The 23,814-nt window shown below is 52.6% G+C and carries 22 protein-coding genes; 9 read left to right on the top strand and 13 right to left on the bottom strand.

What is annotated here, in order from left to right:
• Window positions 1-29 precede the first annotated feature (29 nt).
• Both JNJ77_05000 and JNJ77_04995 read left to right on the top strand, forming a co-directional pair.
• A complete protein-coding gene (locus JNJ77_05000; GenBank protein ID MBL8821925.1) occupies window positions 30-1,640 on the top strand; it encodes a hypothetical protein in 1,611 nt (536 codons plus the stop codon).
• Window positions 1,641-2,122: 482 nt separating this feature from the next.
• On the top strand, window positions 2,123-2,425 hold the full coding sequence (locus JNJ77_04995) for a hypothetical protein (GenBank protein MBL8821924.1): 303 nt from the start codon (window positions 2,123-2,125) through the stop codon (window positions 2,423-2,425).
• A gap of 388 nt (window positions 2,426-2,813) precedes the next feature.
• Here JNJ77_04995 and JNJ77_04990 read toward each other — a convergent pair whose 3' ends face one another.
• Window positions 2,814-4,766 carry an ABC transporter ATP-binding protein gene (locus JNJ77_04990; protein MBL8821923.1) on the bottom strand — a complete coding sequence of 651 codons (1,953 nt, stop codon included), beginning with the start codon at window positions 4,764-4,766 and terminating at the stop codon, window positions 2,814-2,816.
• A 23-nt stretch (window positions 4,767-4,789) separates the two neighbouring features.
• Entirely contained in the window at window positions 4,790-6,364 is a 1,575-nt protein-coding gene (locus tag JNJ77_04985; protein MBL8821922.1) for a transglutaminase domain-containing protein, read from the bottom strand.
• Between the two features lie 487 nt (window positions 6,365-6,851).
• On the opposite strand from JNJ77_04985, the gene JNJ77_04980 reads away from it, so the two are divergent.
• Entirely contained in the window at window positions 6,852-7,529 is a 678-nt protein-coding gene (locus JNJ77_04980; GenBank protein MBL8821921.1) for a hypothetical protein, read from the top strand.
• A 118-nt stretch (window positions 7,530-7,647) separates the two neighbouring features.
• Complete coding sequence (locus tag JNJ77_04975; GenBank protein MBL8821920.1) at window positions 7,648-8,823, top strand: hypothetical protein; 1,176 nt, start codon at window positions 7,648-7,650, stop codon at window positions 8,821-8,823.
• A 131-nt stretch (window positions 8,824-8,954) separates the two neighbouring features.
• On the opposite strand, the gene JNJ77_04970 is transcribed toward JNJ77_04975, so the two are convergent.
• The 5 genes from JNJ77_04970 to JNJ77_04950 all read right to left on the bottom strand — a co-directional run bounded on the left by JNJ77_04970 (window position 8,955) and on the right by JNJ77_04950 (window position 14,489).
• A complete protein-coding gene (locus tag JNJ77_04970) occupies window positions 8,955-10,499 on the bottom strand; it encodes a retropepsin-like domain-containing protein (protein MBL8821919.1) in 1,545 nt (514 codons plus the stop codon).
• A gap of 1 nt (window position 10,500) precedes the next feature.
• A complete protein-coding gene (locus JNJ77_04965; GenBank protein ID MBL8821918.1) occupies window positions 10,501-11,097 on the bottom strand; it encodes a helix-turn-helix transcriptional regulator in 597 nt (198 codons plus the stop codon).
• 63 nt (window positions 11,098-11,160) lie between these two features.
• Complete coding sequence (locus tag JNJ77_04960; GenBank protein ID MBL8821917.1) at window positions 11,161-12,444, bottom strand: RNA polymerase sigma factor; 1,284 nt, start codon at window positions 12,442-12,444, stop codon at window positions 11,161-11,163.
• 84 nt (window positions 12,445-12,528) lie between these two features.
• Window positions 12,529-12,960 (bottom strand): YciI family protein, encoded by a 432-nt coding sequence (locus JNJ77_04955; GenBank protein ID MBL8821916.1) that lies wholly within the window; start codon window positions 12,958-12,960, stop codon window positions 12,529-12,531.
• A gap of 194 nt (window positions 12,961-13,154) precedes the next feature.
• Complete coding sequence (locus tag JNJ77_04950; GenBank protein MBL8821915.1) at window positions 13,155-14,489, bottom strand: metallophosphoesterase family protein; 1,335 nt, start codon at window positions 14,487-14,489, stop codon at window positions 13,155-13,157.
• 291 nt (window positions 14,490-14,780) lie between these two features.
• On the opposite strand from JNJ77_04950, the gene JNJ77_04945 reads away from it, so the two are divergent.
• From JNJ77_04945 to JNJ77_04935, 3 genes are all read left to right on the top strand, one after another.
• Complete coding sequence (locus JNJ77_04945; GenBank protein MBL8821914.1) at window positions 14,781-15,404, top strand: hypothetical protein; 624 nt, start codon at window positions 14,781-14,783, stop codon at window positions 15,402-15,404.
• Window positions 15,405-15,521: 117 nt separating this feature from the next.
• Window positions 15,522-16,454 (top strand): MoxR family ATPase, encoded by a 933-nt coding sequence (locus JNJ77_04940; GenBank protein ID MBL8821913.1) that lies wholly within the window; start codon window positions 15,522-15,524, stop codon window positions 16,452-16,454.
• Between the two features lie 28 nt (window positions 16,455-16,482).
• The gene (locus JNJ77_04935) at window positions 16,483-17,832 is read left to right on the top strand and encodes a DUF58 domain-containing protein (GenBank protein ID MBL8821912.1); all 1,350 of its coding nucleotides are present in this window, start codon (window positions 16,483-16,485) and stop codon (window positions 17,830-17,832) included.
• Here the strand turns inward: JNJ77_04935 and JNJ77_04930 are convergent.
• The 6 genes from JNJ77_04930 to JNJ77_04905 all read right to left on the bottom strand — a co-directional run bounded on the left by JNJ77_04930 (window position 17,811) and on the right by JNJ77_04905 (window position 21,919).
• Window positions 17,811-18,575 (bottom strand): methyltransferase domain-containing protein, encoded by a 765-nt coding sequence (locus JNJ77_04930; protein ID MBL8821911.1) that lies wholly within the window; start codon window positions 18,573-18,575, stop codon window positions 17,811-17,813. The two genes, JNJ77_04935 and JNJ77_04930, sit on opposite strands and share 22 nt — an antisense overlap.
• Window positions 18,562-19,308: a hypothetical protein gene (locus tag JNJ77_04925; GenBank protein MBL8821910.1), complete on the bottom strand. Its 747-nt coding sequence runs from the start codon at window positions 19,306-19,308 to the stop codon at window positions 18,562-18,564. Before JNJ77_04925 ends, JNJ77_04930 begins: the two co-directional genes overlap by 14 nt.
• A 110-nt stretch (window positions 19,309-19,418) precedes the next feature.
• Entirely contained in the window at window positions 19,419-20,252 is an 834-nt protein-coding gene (locus JNJ77_04920) for an esterase (GenBank protein ID MBL8821909.1), read from the bottom strand.
• Window positions 20,253-20,294: 42 nt separating this feature from the next.
• A complete protein-coding gene (locus JNJ77_04915) occupies window positions 20,295-21,230 on the bottom strand; it encodes an SDR family oxidoreductase (GenBank protein ID MBL8821908.1) in 936 nt (311 codons plus the stop codon).
• Window positions 21,231-21,297: 67 nt separating this feature from the next.
• Window positions 21,298-21,627 carry an HU family DNA-binding protein gene (locus JNJ77_04910; protein ID MBL8821907.1) on the bottom strand — a complete coding sequence of 110 codons (330 nt, stop codon included), beginning with the start codon at window positions 21,625-21,627 and terminating at the stop codon, window positions 21,298-21,300.
• Window positions 21,628-21,712: 85 nt separating this feature from the next.
• Window positions 21,713-21,919, bottom strand: a complete 207-nt coding sequence (locus JNJ77_04905; protein MBL8821906.1) for a hypothetical protein — start codon at window positions 21,917-21,919, stop codon at window positions 21,713-21,715.
• Between the two features lie 419 nt (window positions 21,920-22,338).
• Here JNJ77_04905 and JNJ77_04900 point away from each other — a divergent pair, with 419 nt between their 5' ends.
• Complete coding sequence (locus JNJ77_04900; protein ID MBL8821905.1) at window positions 22,339-22,971, top strand: hypothetical protein; 633 nt, start codon at window positions 22,339-22,341, stop codon at window positions 22,969-22,971.
• Between the two features lie 92 nt (window positions 22,972-23,063).
• Complete coding sequence (locus tag JNJ77_04895; GenBank protein ID MBL8821904.1) at window positions 23,064-23,660, top strand: hypothetical protein; 597 nt, start codon at window positions 23,064-23,066, stop codon at window positions 23,658-23,660.
• The last annotated feature ends 154 nt before the right edge of the window (window positions 23,661-23,814 follow it).

The following is a 23,814-nucleotide window of genomic DNA, read 5'->3' as shown; positions in this document are numbered from 1 at the left end:
AGGCACTTTACAATTTTATCATTGGGATCATGACCTTCATCCGAACCTGGCTCGGATTGATCGTTCCGATCTTCATGTCAGCCTCCGATTTCCGCACCTGGCCGCGATGGGTACGCATCCTGGTTCGTGTCATCATACTAGGCGTGATTCTTTACGTACTTTACGAAGTGAATTCCAGCGAGTACCTCGGCCTTCATAGAGCCCTTGCTAATCATCCGAAACTCAAATGGGTCTATCTGCCTGTCATGTTTTTGTTTGGGTACATGTTTTCATGGCTGCTCTACTACCTGATTCTGACGCTGAACGAAGACGATACCATCATCGAGTTTCCCGACATTGAAGATGCCTGGGTGCGTGGACTGGAACAACTCGATGATGCAGGCGTGAATCTCGCCGAGTATCCCCTGTTCCTCATTCTGGGTCGCAATCAGGCGGGGGATGAGGCATTGATGAAAGCATCCGGCCTCAAAGACATGCTGATTGCCCCGGGCAAGGAACGATCCCCCCTTCGCTTCTATGTGCATCGCGATGCCATCTACCTGGTCTGTTCGGGCGCCACCGCCTGGGGTCGCTATTGCAGCATCCTCGCGGGTGAAGGCATGAACTTCAACGTCGCCGAAGCCATGAACAAAGTCGATATGAACAAGACGTTGAACCCGGAAACCGCTGCTGCCCATATGGGTATGGACAAGGAACTCTTCGACGAACTGAACCGTCTCGTGAGCCTGCGAACCGAGCGGGGGCTGACACCCGAAGAACAGGCCAGGCTGCAGGAACTCAGCGATCTGTCCAAGGCTCCCCAGAAAACCGAAGTGAAGATGGAGCCTATTCCCAAGGCAGTTCTGCAGAATGATCAGGCCCGCCTGATGTACCTGTGCAAACTGATCCAGCGCGATCGACGTCCCTGGTGCCCGCTCAACGGCATTCTCGTGCTCATCCCCTGGCAATCACTCGAATCTGAAAACACCAACAAGGAAGGCCTGCCCATTCTGCAGACGGAACTGGGGCTGGTTCGCGAAACGATGAACCTGCGCATGCCGATGATCAGCATGGTCTGCGATCTGGAAACGGCTGTCGGCTTCAACGAGTTCCGCAACTGCTTCCAGAGTGAACATCTCTCGCAGCGCGTAGGTCAGCGCATCCCGATGATTCCCGAGTTGCCTATTGCCGAGATACCCAAACTCTACGAGAACGCAGCGCTGTGGATTGGCCAGAATGTGCTGCCCCGCTGGGTGATGCAGATTCTCAAGGTCGATTCCTCTGCTGACATGCGGAAAACACCAGGAGTTGCACCACCCTACAATGCCCACCTCTATATGCTGGTTCGGGAAATGTACGTTCGCAGCCCCCGGCTGGGTCGCCTGCTCGCCCGCTGTGTCAACCTGGCCGACGCGGGAGGCGATGAAACACTACCACTCTTTGGCGGCTGTTACCTCGCTGCCACCGGCAAAGCCGACAATCAGACTGCGTTTGTCTCTGGTGTCTTTTCCCGCTTGACAGAGAACCAGAACTACGTCTCCTGGACACCGCGTGCCTTTTCTGATGAAAGCAGCTATGGCTGGTGGACCATCGTCGGGTATGTCATCACGCTCGTGCTGCTGGCTGCCACCATTGGCATGATCGTTTTGATGGTGAAGTAAGTTGCAACTGGCAGCCCGCTGCGCCAGTTTTGAAGTTGCGCGCAAGATACAGAAATGCAATGGTCGGCGGAGCAGGACAAGCTGAAGCCTGCCCCAAAGGGGCTTGACAGCTTAGCCCAGGGCATCGCCCTGGGACATCCTCAATGCATACCCAGCCCTGAAGGGGCGTGATAACCCTGAATATCCAGATCTTGTCTCACCCCGTTGGGGCTTGGCGTTCTGAATCATTCTGAACCCAGGGCGATGCCCTGGGCTATCATATCTCGGCCCCTTGGGCCTGATTCAGCCTGGAGATAACCACCGTTCGATGTTTCTATAACTCAGTTTGGCGTCTTGCCCGAGATGATGATAAATTGCAAAGATTCCTGGGCTGCTCATCGTAACGAATATCATTTCTGCAATCTTTCTGACACAGTTCTCTTTGCCCTCTTTGTCAGCATCATTTATGCTTGAAGAAACTCGCTCTTCATGGAGAACTTTCCATGTCCAATTGGTACAGGCTCTTGGCATCAGGTTGCATCATTGTTCTATGCTGGTGCCTAGGTAATCCGCGATTACATCCACCGCTGCTGGCTCAAACTCCCCGCGACGAGCCGAAAGTAAAGGTTCTGGTGCCGATGGTTGACATTGAACCATATCAACGTGTGCAAGACAGTACGAAGTTCAGACTGATGGAATTCCCCACTCATAATACCATCACCAGCTTTGATCAGATAAAAGGCAAAGTCTCGCGCTATTACAAGTTATCGTGCCTGGTGGTTATCTTCCACTGGGATGACCAGTGAATCAACAGGCACTTGGGATAATGACCAAAAGACCATGACATGGGTTTCAACAGGTAACCCCGATGCAGTCACAACCAACCAACAGCGCTTTACTGATAAGGACCACATGGTTTGGAATGTAGTAACAAAAGATCGCACAGGGAAACAACTCTTTCACATGGAAGGAAAATCGACACGGAAGAAACCTGGCCAAAAGGAGTAGTTTTCCTGTGGAATAGGATTCCAATCCTGTTCTCGATAACGATACGCTGCTTCCGCGTGACCCTGTCAAGATTGGAATCTTGACCCACAGAAACGTGGGACAAGTTTTTAACGTGTCATCGGTGGTGGTACGCTAAGACATCGCTCGACGCTATCACGATATAATCGTGATCCACGGAACCCACGGTTATGCGTCATCCTGAAATGAATGGAACCGCAGGTACTGCCAGTGCTTGTACCGTTCGTTTCTGCGAATCATGTCAGCATCGGCGCCCTGATCGAGAATCACTCCCTTGTGCAACAGTACCACACGGTCGGCCTTGCGAATGGTCGATAGCCGATGGGGCAAGAGAATCGCCGTCCTGCCATGTAGAAATCGGCTCAGGGTATCATCAAACCAGACTTTGTCTTCGTCTGCCAGACCATTGGATGGCTCTTCAATGACCATGATGGTGGGATCGCGCAGAATGGCTCTCGCCAGGGCAATGCGGAATCGTTCACTGACGGTCAGGCTGTCTCCCAGATCACCAATGCGGGTTTCGTATGCATCAGGCAAATTCATGATGAACTGATGGGCATGGGCCAGCTTGGCTGCTTCAATGATGCGAGGCAACGTATATTCCTCGTGGCCACAACTGATGTTGTTGGCCACGGTATCGTTGAAGATCAGATCATTCTGCAGCACCGTGCCTACCTGCTTGCGGATGCTTTCCAGCGTCACCCAGGGCAAAGCCTTGTCATCGACACGGACCTCGCCCTGGTTGGGATCAATCAGCCGGGGAATGAGGTAGGCAATGGTCAGCCTGGCCTGTTCATCTCCCACGAGTGCCACATGTTCACCAGCCTGTATGGCAAGGGATACTTCATCGAGCAGCACTTCATCGGTGTCTGGGGCGAGCACGGTGACCTTGTTCAAAGCAATCTGCTGGGTCAATGGGGACAGCAGTTCTGCCCCTACCACCTGCTTCACATCCGTTTCCTGATCGAGCAGTTGGAAGAGCCCGCGAGCTGCAGCCTTGGCCTTTCGCACCAGCAGCCACGCGTGTTGCCAGCGCTTGAGGACGATCAACAGACAGCCAATAGTCATCAGCATCATGATGATGGGAATGAACCGGAGATCGCCGCTGAGCAGGTTGCCTACGAGTGCCAAGGCAAGGGCGGTGCTCAGAATGGCGAGCAGAATCCATCGGCCATGTCGGCTGAAGAACTGCCAGTACCAGCGGGATTGCACTGCCTGGCCTTGTCGATGCAGCAACCTTTCGAGTCTGTATTTCGCATACTGTTCCATCGAAAACATCTTGACGAGTCGATGCATTCCAAGACTTTCCAGGAGCAAGGCCTGCCCCTCCGCCGCTTTGAGGGCGCTTTTCCTTTCCTGGTAACGGGCCGATGCAGTAATCCATGAACTGAACAGCCAGTAAAGCCCGGCAGCGGCCAGGAGCATCAGTGATGTCCAGGGTTTGCCGTGCATTGAATCGATGCAGAAGAGGAATACCAGAAGCCAGAGCATGTTGCAGGGTTCATGAATATTGCGGACGAACCATCCAAACAGCCCATCCTGCAAAGTGTCCAGTGCCCGCATGGTGGAACCAATCACCGGCCCCTGGCTCAACTGGGTCAGTGTCAGGGAACTGAGACGATAGGCATGCGTATGCACCGCCCGGCGAAGCCGGGTGATGCCATCAATCGCAGCCGAGGCTGCGGTGCTTTTCTGGAAATAACTCACCACGCTGAACAGAATGGCCGACAGCAGAATACCAAGGATGAGCGTCAGCAGGTAGACATAATTGTTTCGCAAGTCAGGAAACGTATTGACCAGATGCTGCAGCAGATCGCCCAGCATGATCTGATGAGTGCGGATGGCAAGTGACTGCAGGCCCAGCCCCTGCCCGGTCAGCGCCAATTTGCTCAGTGCAAGAGCTTCAGACGAACTGCCCTGGGTGGCTACCCATCCCTGAAGCACGTTGGCATCGCGCACCAGTCCGCGTGTGATCGCCAGGTCGAGCAGAAGAGCCAGCAGGCACAACAGCAACACCAGCAACAATCCACTCAGCGGAGCCAGTAGAATCGACAGAGTGGGAGACCATGGCCTATACCACACATATTGTCGGGCACGATCAAACGCTGAACGTTGTGGCATAACCTACCTCAACAAGCGTGCCTCTACCGTGGCGGCACGCCCGCTTCATACTCCACACTCAATACATCCATCTTGAGTTTGCCTAACAGTCGAGTAACCGGTAATAAGGGCAGATACGAATCGGTATCGTTCCAGTGGGCATCGAGCACTTTGACGTGCCCGCCGGCAATATGCCCCTGCCCCAATGTGCCATCCAGCGAATACCACTGGCCGTTGATCCAGACTTCAAACCACATGTGGAAACACATGGCTCGTTCGGAAGGAACATGGATCAGGCCGATGGCAGTCCGGCTGGGTATGCCTGCAGCCCGGCACATGGCTGTCGCCAGTACGGCATGTTCGGTGCAATCGCCATCGAGCGTGCGGGCTGTTTCAGTCGCAGTTGCGAACGCTTTTCCATAATCCTTGTTGGTCATGCGGCGGTGAACCCAGTCTTCAATAGCCAGCGCCTTCGTCCAGGGGGTCTGGGCATTGGCTGTCGCTTCACGGGCATGCTGTTTTACCTGCGGATGGTCGCTGTTGATGAAGTGGCTGCTTCGAAGGTATTCCGGTGGCAGCTTCGCTGTGCTTGCACCCTGAGGGGGTGAATTCATCTGTCTGGCAGTAATCTCCATTTCCCCCGGATTCTTGATTTTCACCGTCTGCCGGGGTTCGTTGGCAAATGCCGTTTCAATGCCCTCGAAGTCTTTCAGTTGAACCCGGTAAACAACGCTTCGTGTGTCGTTGAAGTTATTGAACGAACGGTTCAACCGAATGAGTTGGGAAAAGCCGATGTCTGAATCGTTCTGAGCAATGACCGCATTGCCTGCTGGCTTGGCTTTTTCCTTGCGGGTACGGAAGAAGGTTAAATCACCCAGTCCGGGGATGTTCTGTTCCCTTTTATACACTTCACCATTGTCGTTCACCCAGCAGACCATGGGTAAGAGTTGAATGTCGCCGATCTTCTGTAGTTTGACAGTTACCCGCCAGAAAGGAAGATGTCTGCCATCCATCAATTCGGTCATCTTCTTTTCATGGACTGTGACATGATGGCTCAAAACCGTGTTGAAATCAGAGGAGAAACTATTGAAATCAAACTGCATGCCGGGTTTCAGCTCTTTGCCTGCATAAATCTGTTCCATGGCATAGAGGCCCAGTGCATCATTGTTCCAAGGCTCCATCTTGGTGACTGCAGGCTGGTTGCCCTGGTTTTTGATGATACGAACCTGCCCTTTTTCAACCATGCCTTTCCTGACTAGTTCTTCATCTCGACCCAGCGATTGCCTGATAGTGAACTGCTGCACCTGGCCGGCTTTCGTCTCGATCATACTGAAGCTGAAGTTCATCTTGAGCAATTGACCAAAGCGTGTCAGGGACAAATGCAGTTCTTCAGAACTGGACACCAGATTTCCTGGCACAGGGCGATAGACACCATGGGCATAGCCAACATGAGTACCTTGCAGATGAATGGCTTCCCAAAACTCATGCAGGGGTTCAGCAGTAGATTTAGGTGGTGGTACCGCTTCCTGCGGTGCATGAGCAGGTAAATCAGATGGAATACACCAACATGCCATCAGGCCCAGCAGCAGCCAGGCGACCAAGTTTCCCTGTCGTTGCATCACACACCCTCCTGGTAAGCAACCAGACACACCCTGATTATGATAAGGGAAAACAGACAGACAATAACAGCCCGATGTTCTGGTAAAGCCTGGTCAGGTGGTCGAACTACACCGGGTACGCCAAGAGTGCCGGATGTGCGGTGTATGGCAGCCCGACGCGCGAGCGAGGGGAAACCTGCAATAACTGAGAATCATTGCACATCGCCCCTTGCTTGCGCTGCGGGCTGCCATGGAGAGCCTCCGCGACAATTCGTTTCTGTCTACTATCTACTAACTCCTTGCTGCTACGTACCCTTCCCCCTCACATCCCACACAACAGGCACTCCGATGGTGGCGATGAGTTAAGATTTGCGGGCCGGTGATTGGCTTTATTTGTGGTTACAGCGTATACTTTAGGAGCTTTTCAGGTTGCCTGAAAAACTTCGATTGATCGGCAGGTGAGACGGTCTCACTGCCGCTGGCATGGCTTCCCGACGAGGAATATGCCGTGAATCAGAAGCGCTCGGCAGGGAGGAAACTCTCGGCGCAGGATGTCGCCTTTCCACAGGGACAACCGTCTGCGCGTGGCCAGCGCTTAACGCTGACTCAAGCCATTCGCCCAGCTCGAAAACCCCTGTTTCCCTTCCGCGAAGGGTACCGCATCGAAATCTACAAAGACCCCGAACTGGGTCTGCGCATGCCGGTTCTCACCGCGGCAGTATCTGCAGATAAGCTGTTCCCCTTACTTTTCGAACTGTTCACTCCGCTGGGAGAAGTGGTTGATTTCATCCTGGAATCAAGCCATGAACTCGAGCAGGTAGCAGACGGTCCACCGATTGCAGCCACCTGGGAACGCACCGATATCGACCTGCCTGTACTCACCAGCATTCTCTGCGATTACGAGAACCTGCTGCTGAACGATGGATGCACCGGCATGGCAGTTCTCAATGCTGACCGGGATTATGAAGTCCATTTTGATGAGCACAAGCTCCTCTATCTCTATGGTCCGCAACTGAAATCTTTTGAAACCATTCTGCAACGGCATGGCGTTCAGCGTAATGACGATCTGATCATCATCACCGAAGATGAACACATCCACAGCACCAGCGATGAGTTCTATGAGCAGATGAATGAACTCAGACAGATGGTAGGTGTGGAAGACGAAGTAGAAAGCCCTTCGTGGTAACAATCTTCGAACAAGTTATCTATCGTAGCCCTGGAGAATCCAGGGCTTTTTCATTTCACCACCCTGTTGTACTTGCACTGCTTCATGCTATGCTGTTGGCATCTCCTTGGAGTCCTCCATGCTGTCTCGCTTTACGATACTATGCTCGTTGTGTCTGCTCTCAAGTCTGCACGCTCAGGATACGTTCCGCTTCCCGGAAGCCACCTATCAGGCGGGCAGTCTGAAATATCACAACGGTATACCGGTACTGACGCTTTCCGGCACTCCAGAGCAACTAGGCGAACAAGCTGCCAAGCTGATGGCTGGCCCATCGGCCAGGCTTCTCAAGTTTCCCGAAGAACTACTCAACAAACTTGCCACACCGACGGGTACCAAATTGCTGATGCCCAGCCTGATGAAAACCAGTCTTAAGCTCTACGACAACTTCCCCGCTGACTACCGGGCCGAAGCGGAATCTCTGCTGAAACACAGTAGCATCGACCGCAATACTTTTATCTTTGGCAACACCGTATTCGACCAGAAACACCTGCTGATGTCGCTGTTTGGCTGTTCTGCAGTCATCGTGGAGAAGGAACGCAGCAGCACCGGGCAAACCATCTTCGCCCGCAACATGGATTACATGGGGCTGGGCTATCTGCAGCAATATACCCTGGTGACCATTGTGCATCAGCCTGGCAAAAAATCGATTGCTTCCATCGGCTACCCTGGCACGCTGGGGGTCATCAGTGGCATCAATGCCGATGGCCTAGCCATTGCATCGCTGGAAACCACCGGCTCACCGAAAGAAAAAGGCCCGGCCTTCGACCCCGAAGGGGTACCGTTTCTGCTCAACTATCGCAGGATTCTGGAAGAATGCAGTACCGTGGAGGAAGCATACCAGATGCTCTCGAAGCTGAAACGCACCACCTCGCAACACCTGGCAGTCTGCGACAAGAATGGCGGAGCCATTCTCGAATACACGCCTACTCACGTCATCAAACGAACTGCAGAGCATGGCACCTGCCGCTGTACCAATCACTTCATTTCGAGCGATCTGAAACTGGAGAAGCCGAAGAATATGTTCACCACCATCGACCGCCTGGCAAGTCTCGATGCATCTTGTGCCGGGCAGCACTCTATCGGTGTTGGTGAACTGAAGACTTACCTGCACAAGGTGAATCAAAAAGATATGACGCTGCAGAGCATGATCTTTGAGCCAGCAGCCTTGCGAGTACACCTGGCATCAGGCACCGGCAAGGAGCCTTCAACAAGCCAGGAATACCGGGTGCTGGAATTGGGAAAGTGGCTGCGCTAACCTGTGTGAATTGCTGGTTGGAAACGTGTGTCCCACAGTTTTGTGGGTCACGATTGTATCGTGACAACGTCGAGCGTGATCTCTGCGTACTGTTTCCGATGACACGTTGAAAACGTGTCCCACGGCTTCCATTATTCTGAACCCGCACGTCTGACAAACGCAATCCGCTTGTTCTGATAATCGAATACCAGCTTGAACGGCTTCACCAGCTCGCCACCAATGTTGCCCATGGTGTCGGCAGAGTTGAACGCCCCTTTGCTGGCGGTGGCAAAGGTCACTTCCACATTTTCAAACTTTTCATCAGCGATCTGGAAGTATTTGAGCTTCCCTTTTTTCGCTTTCACCATGCCACCAACGCCGCCTGCATATGAGTCACTCGTTTCACGGTTTTCCAGCAATTTCAGTTTCTCGACGATGGGAGCATGCAGAGCCACGGTGCTACCTGCAGCTCCGGTATCGAGCTTAAAGATGCCTTTATGCCCTTCGAACTCGGCTTCCACGCAGGAAACCCGTGCGGTCTGGTAAAGTTTCTGCCAGCGGTTATTCACGCGGCTCTGGTCGTAATCTTTGGGATCAAACAGGGCAATGATGTTCTTGTCCATATCCATTTCGACCACGCAACGGTGAAAGGTGCCGTACCCAACGATACCTGAAATGTACTCCCCCATGGGAATATCCAGAAAAGCCATGTCAAGGCCGATGACCAGAGGCTGCTTGAGAGTTGCACGGCCAATGGTCAATGAGTCCGGCCTGCTGAAATGTGTTTTGACCGTTCCGCCAATACCCACCGCAGGCAGTTCACCGAATTGTTCCAGTTGCAGTTCCTTAATGACACTGTTGGCCAGCACATTGGCCCCTGCTCCGCTGTCGAAAATGAACCAGCCTACGTGCTTGCCGTTGACCTTGGGCTTCACCAGCAGGTGTCCCGTCTTGGCTCGTTTGACTTCAAGTTCCGCAGGAACGGTGTTATCGAAAACCGTATCGCTGGGCACCACATCCAGTGCAGCATAGGGGTTACGAACGAAAGTGGGTGCAGCCTGGATGGTTTCTATCGTTAACGCTTCAACACCTTCATTGGAAGAAAATGCCTGTATCTGCTGTGGGAATTTCATGCCCTGAAATTCGACACTGCCGCTCCATTTGGTAGTCATCTTGCGGCCTTCGACCGTGACCGTGCAATCGACAGGCAACCAGGTTTTCGCATCAATGCGCACGGTTCCCTTCATCTCGGTTGGCTGGTGTATGAATGAAAGGGAGTACACGCCTTCTTTGAGCGAATCAGCAGGCAGGGTGTACTGCATGCCGGAAACTGCATCGATCCAGAGGTTCGTCATGAGCAGGCCATTGAAGAGCGTATTGCGCCGGTCGGTCAGTTCCTGAATGCGTTGCTCCCCTGCCAGGTCGCGCACCCAGGCTTGGCTGCCATCGTAACCCATGCCCGTGTTGATTTTGGAAGTGACGCTCTGCATGAAGTGCCCATCACGGTTGAACAGCACTTCATGTTTGGCAGGCATGCCGGCATAGGTGCCCTTGCCCAGAAGCTGCAGACCGGTGGCAGGCAACTTGTTCACCGAGAAGCCTGTAGCTTTTCGAACCTGGTGCATGATCTCGTCTGCAGTGATGGTGGCAGCAGATGACTGGCTGGTCAGCAGGCAAAGGGTGATAAACGTGAGCATGTTACACTCCGTTGGCAGAGGAAGAGCGAGAATTGCGCTGGCGAACGCGTGCCGGGGAAAGCACCCAGCCGAGCGAATGGATGGTACGGCCTGGCCCGGGGCCTTGTTTCTGCATAAGGAAGAGCAGCCTCTCGATGATCTGGTTGACCTCCACGAGGTCTTCCGGGGTGAGCCAGCCTTTCATGCGGCCTCCCCAGAGATTGCGATGAGGCCCGGTGAAGGAGCCGTTTTTCTGCAGCAGGGCCTGGTTGAATTCGCGCAGGCTCAGCCGCATGGCACCTGCCACCACTTTGCGAATGGTTTTGAGCATGGCTGGCGAATAGACCATACGCACCTGCCTGGCTGGCAAGGCATAGATGGCCCAGACGTGTCGGCCTTCTTTCCGCTTTTCCACTTCACGAAGCAGCTTGACTTTGACGAGCTTGCGGACATGGAAGTAGAGGGAATCAGCTGCCCGGCCGAGATGTTCAGCCAGTTCGGTCATGGAACAAGGCCCGAGGGCTGCTACAGCGTCGACAATTTCCTGGCGCATGGGCGACGTCAGCGCCTTGATCTGTGCCGGTTCTTTGATCCAGTAGAGGTCAACGTCGTGGTTCATATGACGATTGAAATAAAGTTAATAATTTCAATTGTAGGCGATGATGACGTTCTGTCAATCATTTTAGGATATTTTCTGATCGGTACTAGCATTAAAACGGTTTGTACAGGTTTTGGCTCGTTGCAGGAGTTGTTGCCTCTCTTTTTCATTGCGGGTCTGGCTGGCCGCCTGCTCATAGGCTAGCGACGCTTCCGGAAAGCGATGCAGCTTTTCGAGCAGGTCGCCTCGGACGCTGGCCACTAAATGAAAACCAGCCAGCAACGGTTCTTTCTCTAACTCCTCTACCAGAGGCAACGCCACCTGCGGGCCGTATGCCATACCGATGGCCACTGCTCGATTGAGGGCAACGATGGGCGATGGATACACTTCCAGCAATATGTCGTAATATGCTGCGATCTGTTTCCAGTCCGTCTCCCCCGGTGTGCGGGCACGGGCATGGCAGGCAGCGATCTCGGCTTGCAGCAGATAGATACCTGGCGACTGCTGCAATGCTTTCCCTCTCGCCAAAGCCTCCAGGCCACGACGAATGAGCAACTGATCCCACCGGGCACGGTTCTGATCCATCAGTAGTACCGGCTCGCCTTGTGCATTGGTGCGTGTCTTCAATCGCGATGCCTGCAGTTCCAGAAGAGCGATCAGCCCTTGCACTTCCGCTTCACGGGGCATGAGTTCCGCCAGGATGCGCCCCAGTCTCTGTGCTTCCTCGCACAACGCGGGACGGATCAGATCGTCTCCCGTGGTTGCTGCATAGCCTTCATTGAACAGCAGATAAATGACTTCCAGCACGGAAGCCAACCGTTCGTGCTGCTCTTCGCCTTGAGGCACTTCAAAGGGAATGTTCTCATCAGCAAGGGTCCGCTTGGCCCGAACGATGCGTTGAGCAATGGTTGGTTCGGTGCTGAGAAAAGCCCGGGCAATTTCTCCAGTGGTCAAACCTGCCAGCAGTTTCAGCGTTAATGCCACCCGGCTATCGGTTGGCAGTGCCGGATGGCAAGTGGTGAAAATAAGCCTGAGCAAACTGTCTTCAATCGTCTCATCTGAGATGTTTTCTGTATCAGCATCTGCTTCATCCCAGTGATAGCTCAGTTCTTCGTGTTTGCGTTGTTGCAATTTCCGGCGGCGTAGCCAGTCAATGGCACGACGTCTTGCAGTGGTCATCAGCCAGGCGCCAGGCTGTTCAGGCACACCTTGTGTTGGCCATTGTTCCAGTGCCGCTACCAGGGCGTCGTGGGCAAGCTCTTCGGCGAGGCCAACGTCACGCACCAGCCGGGCGACCCCGGCAATGATGCGACCTGATTCCATTCGCCAGAGAGCATCAATCGTGCGATGGGTTGGTGTTGGTAACATGACTACTGTTTAGAGTAGCCATGTCGGAACCACTTGTCGCCAAGTTCAGGAACAGGCAGATCGGTCCGCCCGGTTCATTCACTCTTACTTTTTCTGGCGAGCTTCGATTTCTGCTGCCAGTTTACGTTCCTTTTCCATCAGTTCCGGTGTCATCACATCCGCAAAATCTTCCATCTCGAAGATCGGGCGAATATCGATGTCCGATTCTGACATCATGGGGTTGGGGCAACGTTTCACCCATTCCACTGCCTCTTCCATCGACTTGACTTGCCAGATCCAGTAGCCGGCAATGAGTTCACGGGTTTCAGCGAAAGGACCATCGGTGACGGTACGATCTTTACCCTTGAAATGCACTCGCTTGGCTTTCGATGTGGGATGCAGCCCATCACCTGCCAACATGATGCCTGCTTTGACAAGCTCTTCATTGAACTTGCCCATATCGGTAAGTAGCTGTTCGCCGGGCATGATGCCTGCTTCCGATTCGGGGGTCGCTTTGACTATCACCATAACTCGCATGGGTATGCTCCGGGTAAGGAATTGCTGTTTCTACCAACGCATCGAATGAGGTGGAGTGATTTCGACAACATCCGCAAAATTTATTTTTGATTTTTCTCCTTCCCTTACCAAGGGGAGGTCGTGTGGGGTTCAAGGTCACGAAAATCTAACCCCCTCCAGTTCCCCCTTGTGAAGGGGGAGACCTAGTATGCTTCTCATCCTTCCGTCGTACGGATAATCCCTGTTTTTCGCTGAGCACTTCGGCAAACATCCATGACTCGGCCCTGGGAATCCATCGCCAGGTGGAACCGTTCCTCCCCCTGCAGGCGATGCAGGGATAGATGAAAATCACTGCTCGACTTCGCCAGGTAGCTGAGTTCATCAGGAGACTTGGCGGCACGCAAGCGGCCCCAGGAACCATCGCCCAGGTAGAGTACGCCATTGTCATCAGCCCGATGATCGAGCAAAGGTTTGGTGCGTTTGAAAGTATGGTCGTGATGCTCCAGCACCACTGGCACGCGGTACTTATCAAAAAGAGGCACCCAGTACTTGCGGTTCTCTTCACCAGTACCTGCTTTGCCTGGCACGGTACTCGTGGGGTTGCGGAACGAGGGGTAAGCCGGCACATGATTGACTGCCAGCACGTTGGGATGGTCTTTGCGTGCCTTGAGTGTTTTCTCCAGCCAATCTGCCTGTTCACCACCGATGGGGGAAACGTGTCCGGTATCGAGCAAAACCAGGCTGAGGTAATCACCAAAGTCGAGTGTGTTGTAACTGGTCTCGGGGAACAGGCCATCGAAGAGGGCAAAGAAGAATGGAGCCTTGGTGCGTGGCTTGCCGTACCCGCCATCCACCTCATGGTTGCCGATGCAAGGCACCAGGGGAATCAGTCTGCCTTCTGTATCAATCATGTGTTTGCTGTAGTTACGGATAAACGCCAGGCTGACTTCAACCGATCGGCCATTGTCGTACCCCAGATCGCCACCAATGATGACAAACTGGGGTGAAAGACGGGCTGCCTGCTGGTTGTTTTCGACGGCATGCTGATTGACGCCACAGTCGCCACCGGAAACAAACATGAAGCCATCGGTTGCCTTGCGTGGCATGGTGCGGAAGCGATACATGGGCGACGATTTGCCCAGCCGGAATTCGTAATTGGTGCCTGGGTGCAAGCCAGTCAGCTCCGCGCGAAAGACTTTGAAATCAGTTTTCGGGTACGGTTTGCTGACTGGCATCTGAATTCGCCAATCGGTCAGAGAACTGATCAGGCTGCCAAACCCGCCGGGTGTGCCTGCGGAAGAAGTCCACTGGGCCACCGCGCCGTGGGTGAGTACCGGACGGTAGAAAATGCGATAATCGCTGGTTTCCCCCTGGGTGCCTATCCACTGAACCACCATGGTGGTGGTAGGGTCGCGATGCCAGGTGAGGAAGATCGTAGCAGGCTGAAAAGGGGGATCTTCGGGATACACCCGGCGGCCTTGTGCCCAAGCTGAGGCAGCAACACCAGCCAGCGAGGCAGTCAGAAACGAACGGCGGGACGAGAGAGACATCAGCACACTCCAACCATCGGCGGGAGAGATATCTTCGGAGAATTGCCAATCCATTGCCAGATGATTTCATCATTTCATTAGCTACGCCCGAATCAATCTGACTTTTTGTTCAAACTACATTGCATGTCGCCTGCTTAGCCCAGGCAGGAAAGCAAGGTGCCAAGTCTCTGTCATAGAAAACAGTTCGAACAACCACAGACAGTAATCTAAAATCATGATTAATTCTTGCATTTCGAAAAAATTATGGTTTTATGCAAAGTGACTTGTCTTCAATGCTAAAGGACAATTCAGATGAAACTCCCAGAACATATGAAAAAGAAGCAGGGTAATTTAAGTAACGCAGCTTCGCCAATTTCCGATGAATCAAAAAAACTTATCTTTCAGGTTTCATGTCCCTGTGGTCGAACTCAAACTTTCGATGAAACTCAGGCTGGAACTAATTGCTTTTGTGATTGCGGTAAGGAACTGAGTCTATCGGCAATGGATAGGCTTATTCAGCCTATGGGAGGACATGATAATGGTGCTTCAACTAGTAACGGAAGTGAAAACAAATCAGAATTCCTTCTTTCAACGGCATCGTTGCTATCCCTTGTCGCAATCATCATGATTGGAGGAATTCTCATTGCCTTTCTGGAGAACTGGGCCAACATCAGTCGACTATATGCTTTTGTCTGTGGAGTGGTGTGTGCAATATGTCTATGTCGCGATGCAAGTAATCTAAAAGAACAAGGAGTCTCATTATCTCCAGCATTATGGACGATACTTGGTTTTCTGGTTTCTGCCTTTGCTGTTTTAATCTACGTTACCTTGCGATCACTGATATGGAAACACAGTTTACGGTTAAAATCGAAGCGAGAACAGGACCAAGTGAAACCTGCTGACTTCTCCGCAACGGGTGGTGAAGGACGTGTTTGAATGCTTAATAAGTTGTATATGACTATGTCTGCAATTTACTGCTGGCAACTGGGGCAAGTCTGATTACAATGATCCTTCATTCATATCTTTTCCGTCCCATCTGTTACGAGTAGTAGTATGCCTGATATTTCGCAGTTGAACAAACTTGCCCAGCATATTGGTACGTTTTTTCTGGGCAAAACCGATTCCGTGCGCATGGCGCTGGTGAGCATCTTGGCCGAAGGCCACATCCTGGTTGAGGATGTGCCGGGCATCGGCAAAACGCTGCTGGCCCGTGTGCTCGCCAAGAGCTTACGCTGCAGTTTCCATCGGGTGCAGTTCACACCCGATCTACTGCCCAGCGACTTGACCGGCGCCGGCGTCTTTCACCAGCCTACGGGTGAATTCCAGTTCCGCCCCGGGCCTATCTTTGCCAATATGGTGCTGGCAGATGAAATCAACCGTGCCACGCCTAGAACCCAGAGTGCCTTGCTGGAAGCCATGGGCGATGGTGCGGTCAGTGTGGATGGCGAAACCCGTCAACTCGATATGCCATTTATTGTGATTGCCACGCAGAATCCTTACGAGTTTGAGGGTACCTATGCCCTGCCTGAAAACCAGTTGGATCGTTTCGCTGTCCGCATCAGGCTGGGTTATCCGCCACGAGAAATTGAACGTGCCATTCTGACTCAGCACCGCGAAGGCGATCCTGCTGATCGAGTCGGGCCGGTCCTGGAAAAGACCGATGTAATTGCACTGCAGAAAAAGGTGCGGGAAGTCCGCGTCGATGACGCCATTGCCGATTATCTGCTCGCCATTACCGAAGCCACCCGTGCCCGCGATGATATTCATCTGGGAGTAAGCACACGCGGTGCTTTGACACATTATCGCATTTCCCAGGCTCACGCTTTGATGGAAGGCCGCGACTTTGTCACTCCCGACGATGTCAAGAAGACAGCAGTCTGTGTCCTCGGACATCGCATTGTTCCCAAGGTGGCATCCTCAGGCCTGGTGGATGCAGGCGATGAAGCCATTGCTGGCATTCTGCAGAAAATTCCTGTCCCTATTTAGTGAAACCACCATCCAACCACGGTAACCTGTGTCTCAACGCACGTCACAGATAGATAAGCTCGGTATCGCCTGGAAGAACTGGGACAACTGGCTTCTTGGCCATGCCTGGGCCCCTTCGGCCGAGGGATCGCTCTGGTTTGTCCTCAGCTTTATCATCATGGTGCAGGGTCTGGTACGTGGCTTCAATCTCGTCACATTCGTTGCTACGTTTTTGCTCTCCATGTGGCTGCTGAACATGCTGGTAACGGTCTTCAGCAAGCGCCGGTTGAAGCAGTTGAAAGCCCGCAGACGCTTTGTCGGCACCGCACATGTCGGAACACCTGTTGTTTCCAGTCTGGAAATTGAAAACCACGGACTATCCCGCGTTTCAGGCCTGCATCTGCTCGATGAAGGCAGCGGGCACCAGAATGTTATTGGCTTAAGCCATCTCGATCCCCATCAAACCCTGGAATTAACCAGGCAGATCGTGCCCTTGCGACGAGGCTGGTACGAGTGGAAACCGCTTCGAGTTGCAACGGGTTATCCCTTTGGTCTTTGCCGACGATCTATCATTTGCCCCACCGTTGAACGCGAAACACTCGTTCTTCCGCTCCTGGGACAGCTGGATCATCAGCAGTTCCAGAAATGGCTGCGGGCCAGCCGGCGTGCAGCAGCACTGCAGACCCGTGCCCGCTCCCGCCGCACCGCAGCGCCTGCTGATTTCTACGGCATACGTTCCTATCGTCCAGGAGACAGTGCCCGCTGGATTCACTGGCGTACCACTGCTCGCGTGGGCACACCCATGGTTCGGGAATTTGAAGAACCACCCGAACAACATATCACCATTATCCTTGAAGCCTGGCTGCCTGATACCGAAGAAACCTTACGCAAAAACTGGAATGAGCTGGTACTGGAATTACCCCTGCGGCAGGCACAACTCCAGTCAAAAAATCCATTGCCCTCGGAACTGAAACGGGAAGAGAAACTCAAGGCATGCGTTGATCCTCTGAACCATATCGAACAAGCCGTCAGTCTGGCTTGCACCTTGTGCCACACCTGGACACGCAAGCTGGGATCAACAATATCTCTCGGAATTGTAGATGGAGCAAGTTCGCTTCCCGTCCTGCTGGAAAGCGGGCCAACACTCAAGCAACTGACTCCCGTCATGGAGAGACTGGCCCAGGTTACTGCTGTTCCATCACCCGACGCTGCCCCGCTGATGCGATTGTTGCAGAATCAGTCGCAAGACCCTGGCACCATCATCCTGATCGCTCCGTATGCCAGCCCACTGGCTCAAACCCTGCAGCATAATCTGGCTCGCACCGTGCAATTGCTGGATGTCTCCAACAAATTGTCTCTACAGCGGTTCTTCGCCAGTCAGGCCTGTGCCGTCCGCTGAATCTGATAGAGTGTGCCTTTCACCCGTCGTGCTACCTGCCCTGGCCCAGCCGGCTGGCCAGCATGCATCGGTATCATCTGATAGCTCCAGCCCCGTTCCTGCAAGGCCTGTTTCCAGACGGGTGCCGGGCTGCGATCCTGATCGGTAATCCATACCACGCCGTGTGGCGCCAGCATTTTCGCCAGGCACTCTGCCACGGGAACGACACTGCGCACTTCATAGAGCAGATCAGCAGCAATAATCCAATCGAAAGTACGTTGAGGCGGCTGACACCAGTTCAAAGGCAGTAACTCAAACTGGTCGAACTGATGATGCAGTGCATTGGCCGCTGCAAAACGTAACGCCGTGGCATCGTAATCGCTGAAGACAACGTGACAGCCTCGTGCGAGGGCTGCAATCCCCGCCATGCCCAGACCGCAGCCGAGTTCCAGTACGCTCTGATGGGCGGGCAATACCTGCTGTAACAATGCCTTGGCCAGCATGCGTGAGGCTGGCCACAGATCGCACCAGTAGGGCATGTATTCGTCCTGGGCAAACGCTGCAACTGTTGCCGGGTGTTCCAGCAAGCGGTCAGGCTCAGCAGGTCTCCACATCGAAAAAGTGTGTTCACCCAGAATCACCTGTTCCTGCACCAGAGGGCCCAGCGCTTCGGCAGGTGTAAAACGAGGCCAGCCTGAAAGGCTGGCCTCATGATGGGCTGGTAAGGTCAATACGGCTTTGGCATCAGTCTTATCGTGAACCATTCTTGCCGGGCACAATGATCACTGCATTGTCATGAATAATATAGCTCGCATTTACCTGATCGAGGATATTTTTCAGGATGGCATCGTAAGAAAGATCAGCAAAGGCTGGCACTTTGATCTGGGTATGCATCAGGTTGCGGGGCATTCCGCGTTCGCGAACGAAAAAGCGGAAGTTGCCCTGACTTTCATCAGCAAAAAATTGGATGGCCTTCAGTAGGTCCGTGGGCGGCACGCGGGAACGATTGGATGCTTCCAGGTTCAACTTGTCATCGTAGGATGGCTTCGTCTTGCGGAGCGTCTCACTCAGTTCACTGTTCTTCGATTCATCGGAAAGAGTGCCTTTGCCTGGCACGATCCAGATGGTTCCATTCTGAACATGGTAAGTCAGATCACCGTTGTTCAAACTATCCAGATAAAACTGCAGCGCCAGCCCACGGGGAATAAACTCGTCGCGGCTGGCAATTTTCTTCACCGATCGATCAAGAAGCACATGTTTCTTTTCGTTACCAAATGCACGGTAATTGATGGCAACATCCAGACCATACTGTTTCTTGTAGATCAGCATGATATCGTTTAACGTCACATTACGCTGAGGATTGTTCCACAGATATTGTTCCCAGGCTTCTACGTTGGATCGTTTGAGAAATTCTTTAATGCGATCATCGCGAGGATCGGCATGTCCAGTTTGAGGCATCAGACATAGCAGAAAACAGAGACTAACCAACTGCAACATGAGGAGTTCCTGACAGGGTGAAAGAAATGTGAGTGGGCAATGATAAAAAACCCAACTTGAGATTGCAACGCAATAAAAGAAGTTTTCACGAAGATGAGACTGACTCTTTTCTACAGAGTTATTGCACCATTCTCATAACTATGCTTACCGAAGAAAAACAGTAGAACTTTGTCGTATCGTGCTGCCCAGTGAGCTTCATTATGCTCACCCCCTGCCACTTCCCAGTAGTAATAGTCGAAGCCGGGAAGAAGCCCTGCCTGGTCAAAAAGTTCCACCAGCCGCCGGGTACGCTGCAAGGCCGGAGGCACCACTGCCCGCGCTCCACCTTCCTTGTTGCCCATATCGAGCCAGAATTTCATGGTGCGCAGCCAGGGATATGATTCTACCGTTTCCAGCTCTCGCAAAATGCGGTTGCGAGCCCACCACAGCGATGGAGACAGAATGCCACACAGGCTGAAATCCCGGTGCCTTTTCCAGGCCAGGGACAAGGTGGACAGTGCCCCCATGGAGGAACCGACAATGGCAGTATGCTCTCGACCACTATGCGTCCGGTAATGCAGATCAATAAACGGTTTTACTTCATCCAGCAAGAACTGGCCATAAGCGTGATTGCGGCCTTCGTTCACATTGACATTAGGATCGGGAAACGGAGCGTATTCCAGCAGACGATCCGAGGTATTGTGCACCGCAACCTGAATAATCGGCTGGAGTCTCCCCTGTTCGGTCAGGTGATCAGCGGTGCTGGCGGCATCCCAGGCTATGCCGAATGCCGAGGTATGATGTTCAAAAACATTCTGCCCATCATGCAGATAAACGACCGGATAACGCGTTGCATGCTGTAGATGATAATCAGGAGGCAAATAGACCGAAACCTGACGCTCGTTCCCCAGGTGTTCCGAACGAAAGTGGCGATGATGGATCAATCGACTGGAATCAATACTCAAGTCCGGCTTCCCACACAATCTGCACAAGAGCGAAGTATCACATTATATCCCTGCCTGATAAGCCTCCAATGTCGCTTTCAACCCCTGCATAAAGGAATAGGTCGGCTCATATCCCAGGTCAGCTCGTGCTGCAGTAATATCGGCCTGTGAGTGACGCACATCGCCGGCACGTGCTTCCTTGAAGACAGGTTCCAGCTTCTTGCCCAGAAGTTCATTGAGCCCTGCTATCAAATCCAACAACGTGACGTTACCACCCACACCGATGTTGTAGACTTTGCCTACAGCTCGTGGAGCATCAGCCGCCTTCATGACCGCCTGCGTGGCATTCAGTACGTAAGTAAAATCCCTTGATTGCAAACCATCACCAAAGATGATGGGCTGCTTGCCCTGGCTCATGGCATCGATGAATAACGCAATCACGCCGGTGTAGGGATTCTTGGGATCCTGCCTGGGGCCAAAGATGTTGAAGAAGCGAAGTCGGACTGTTTCAAATCCATAACTGGCAGTGAATGCCTTGCAGTAGTGTTCCCCCGCCAGCTTGGCTGCTGCATAGGGGGATAGTGGAGCAATGGCATCCGTCTCATGACGCAAGGCACCGGGAGTATCGCCATAGGCACTGCTGCTGGCAGCATACACCACGCGACGGGCTCCAGCTAAACGAGCTGCTTCCAGCACATTCAGTGTGCCGCTTGCACAGGCTTCGTGAGACAACAGTGGGGCTTCCACGCTCCGCTGCACGGAAGGCAAAGCAGCCAGGTGAAAGACAACTTCCACACCACGCACTGCCTGATCTACAGTCTGCCGGTCAGTAATGCTACCCTTGACCAGCGTAATCCGGTCACGGACAGCAGCCAGGTTGGATTCCCTGCCGGTGCTAAGATCATCCAGCACGACAACATCATTGCCTGCCTGGAGCAGGCCTTCTGTCAGATGGGAACCGATAAATCCAGCTCCGCCGGTAACTAGCACTTTTCGCACGGCACACCTTTAACAAAACAGCACCGAGAACGTGTTCCCGGTGCTGATGACATGAACGCAGAGAGCCTTACTTCACGCTGGCTGCGAAATCCTTGAGTGCCTTGACAGGGCGTGCCTTGACCACTTTCTTGGCAGGCTTGGCAGGATAGAACTTCATCTGACCTGAGAACGGGTCCTTGCGTTCACCAGCAGGAACAGCCTTCTTGATATCGAGTTTGAACTTGACCAGACCGGGGAGCGTGAAAACGCCTACGCCCTTCTTGGCGAGGTCTTCACGGATGTGGTTGCCCAGTGCGTCGAGCACTGCGGTGACATCCTTCTTGCTGACGCCCGTGGTCTCAGCCAGGTTCTTGATCATGTTCGACTTGGAGGTTGCTTTCACTTTTGCTGCGGCCATCTCTAATCCTCTCAGGTGTTACAGACAGAAAAATCCTTTCGACAGTCAACACGCTAGGACTCCGAAAGCGTGTTGTCAACAATATTCATAAAAAAACAGCCAAAAACAGGTGTTTTTGGGCTTCGGAACGGCGAAAATCGGGTTGATTTGAGATCGGGCAGAAGCAATCCGCCAGTGATCTCCGCAACGACCTCCCCATGCCCGTCACCATCGCACGGGTGCCATTATCTGCCGAAATTGGGTGCCCATCGTCGTTGTAGTGTTTGAGCCGACGACGATGCGGAGTTGCCATGGGATTTCCTGTGACGTTTCGTTTGCCGGGAGATCAGCAAAGGATAGCATGAACCTTCAAAGTTCCGTCCTAGTCAGGTCGAGTACGACCAGACTAGGGCACCCGTGCAATAGTCTATCTTGTCCCAGATCTTGGCATCTGTCCACAGGTTAAACGCGGTAGAGAGTTGCCATGGGATTTCCTGTGACGCTTCGTTTGCCGGGAGATCAGCAAAGGATAGCATGAACCTTCCAAGTTCCGTCCTAGTCAGGTCGAGTACGACCAGACTAGGGCACCCGTGCCGATATTCAACAGAATTTTACTCGCCAAGAACTGCTAAACGCACTAGCAGAATTCTACAAAAAGTTTATGGGTAAGTACCCTGATGCTGCACGTGATTTCTTCAAACAGCACCCGCACTTGAAATAGGAGTATCAGCATTGGGAATTTTCCGTACTTCGCTACAGTATAACGACACTTACGCTTTCCGTGACTATCCACCCTTGACAGAGAATCAGCGAACTCATCAAGAACTGGTCCCTGACGTTTCGGGAGCAAGCCATCCTGGAATTCATCGCTGTGAAATATGTGGAGAGCTTACCTCGAAATGGGAAGAACCTCTTTTGGGTCTCGTCATTAAGAAACGCAAATACGACATCTCCATTACCTATGACGGAGTGTTAATAATCTCTCAAAAGTTCAAATCGGCCTGCAGCGATAATAATCTCTCGGGTCTGGTATTCCGGCAACTGTCAAATGATGCTGATTTTTTTGCCGTTCAAGCTTCGAAGACCGTGGAATTCGACGCTGAGCGACGAAAGACCCGATTTATTCAACCCTGCAATCAATGCGGACGCTATGAATCGGTTGTTGGGGCAACGCCTGTCTTTCTCAAGGCAGGAACTGAAATTGATGGGCGTGAGTTTGTTCGTACTGATCTGGAATTCGGCAGTGGCGACCAAAAACACCCAATTTTGATCTGTGGTGAAGTGGCGGCGAAGGCTCTGTCAAATGCAAACCTGAAGGGGTTAGATCTGATCCCGATTAAAGAAAACGTCGGAGTTCAAAATTGAGGCAAATCTAATCGTGAGTTATGGGGATACTGGTTTGGCAACTGGTGGATGAGGAATATGCGAAGAGAAAAACAATGAGTAGATACTTCAGAATGGAAGACGATGTTTTCGTAAAGGGTAGATGGTACCTGAACGGGCTCTATGATGGTGCGGGTATCGAATTGGATTCTCGATACTTTAGTTATGGAAGACCCATTGAAATTGGACCACCCCTTAGGGTCTCGTTAGCACATGAATACCGGACTATCGAAGTCAGCCAACCACTGAAGGTAACCCTAAGTAGAGTCGGGAAACCATTGGATTTGACCTTTGCTGCGTTTGACATGCCGGTTGCTACAATCAAAACTGCAACTCTATTAGCATCGATAGCGGATGCTGATGTTCAGAGAATTCCGACTCAAATTGAATCGCAGACTGACGAATTCGAGATCATTAACGCAATTTCGTGTATTGACTGCATTGATACGCAAAAATCTGAGATTCAATGGTATGAAGAAGGCAATGAAGTTCGTCCCGACCTGGCTGGCTCTCCTGAAATGATTACCAAAATAATAATCGACCCGGATCGCGTATCGGGGCATCATATTTTTCGTCCCAAAGGTTGGGTAGTTGCGGTTATAGTATCCGATGTCATTAAGCAAGCCTTGGAATCTTCAAATGTTTCCAGAGTGATGTTTAGTGCAGTCTGACCCCAATTGCAATGCCACCGGTCTTCGAGGATGTAGCACGGGTGCCATTGTCTGCCGAGATTGGGTGCCCTAGTCTGGTCGTATTCGACCTGACTAGGGTGTGACCTTGTGAAGTCTGTCTAGTGGTACTCCCTGCGGATATCATCGGGAAGCG

The organism is Planctomycetia bacterium, assembly GCA_016795155.1.
In the GTDB taxonomy this organism is placed as follows: domain Bacteria; phylum Planctomycetota; class Planctomycetia; order Gemmatales; family HRBIN36; genus JAEUIE01.
The sequence above is the reverse complement of the archived record's forward strand: the minus strand, read 5'-3'. Positions and strand labels throughout refer to the sequence as shown.

Coding starts and splice junctions, on each gene's coding strand:
- JNJ77_04925 (MBL8821910.1), bottom strand. CDS start 19,308: ATGTTGCAGTTGGTTAGTCTCTGTTTTCTGCTATGTCTGATGCCTCAA.
- JNJ77_04970 (MBL8821919.1), bottom strand. CDS start 10,499: ATGCTCACGTTTATCACCCTTTGCCTGCTGACCAGCCAGTCATCTGCT.
- JNJ77_04910 (MBL8821907.1), bottom strand. CDS start 21,627: ATGGCCGCAGCAAAAGTGAAAGCAACCTCCAAGTCGAACATGATCAAG.
- JNJ77_04895 (MBL8821904.1), top strand. CDS start 23,064: ATGGAAGACGATGTTTTCGTAAAGGGTAGATGGTACCTGAACGGGCTC.
- JNJ77_04985 (MBL8821922.1), bottom strand. CDS start 6,364: ATGCAACGACAGGGAAACTTGGTCGCCTGGCTGCTGCTGGGCCTGATG.
- JNJ77_04945 (MBL8821914.1), top strand. CDS start 14,781: ATGAAACTCCCAGAACATATGAAAAAGAAGCAGGGTAATTTAAGTAAC.
- JNJ77_05000 (MBL8821925.1), top strand. CDS start 30: ATGACCTTCATCCGAACCTGGCTCGGATTGATCGTTCCGATCTTCATG.
- JNJ77_04930 (MBL8821911.1), bottom strand. CDS start 18,575: ATGGTTCACGATAAGACTGATGCCAAAGCCGTATTGACCTTACCAGCC.
- JNJ77_04905 (MBL8821906.1), bottom strand. CDS start 21,919: ATGGCAACTCCGCATCGTCGTCGGCTCAAACACTACAACGACGATGGG.
- JNJ77_04960 (MBL8821917.1), bottom strand. CDS start 12,444: ATGTTACCAACACCAACCCATCGCACGATTGATGCTCTCTGGCGAATG.
- JNJ77_04975 (MBL8821920.1), top strand. CDS start 7,648: ATGCTGTCTCGCTTTACGATACTATGCTCGTTGTGTCTGCTCTCAAGT.
- JNJ77_04940 (MBL8821913.1), top strand. CDS start 15,522: ATGCCTGATATTTCGCAGTTGAACAAACTTGCCCAGCATATTGGTACG.
- JNJ77_04990 (MBL8821923.1), bottom strand. CDS start 4,766: ATGCCACAACGTTCAGCGTTTGATCGTGCCCGACAATATGTGTGGTAT.
- JNJ77_04955 (MBL8821916.1), bottom strand. CDS start 12,960: ATGCGAGTTATGGTGATAGTCAAAGCGACCCCCGAATCGGAAGCAGGC.
- JNJ77_04950 (MBL8821915.1), bottom strand. CDS start 14,489: ATGTCTCTCTCGTCCCGCCGTTCGTTTCTGACTGCCTCGCTGGCTGGT.
- JNJ77_04995 (MBL8821924.1), top strand. CDS start 2,123: ATGTCCAATTGGTACAGGCTCTTGGCATCAGGTTGCATCATTGTTCTA.
- JNJ77_04965 (MBL8821918.1), bottom strand. CDS start 11,097: ATGAACCACGACGTTGACCTCTACTGGATCAAAGAACCGGCACAGATC.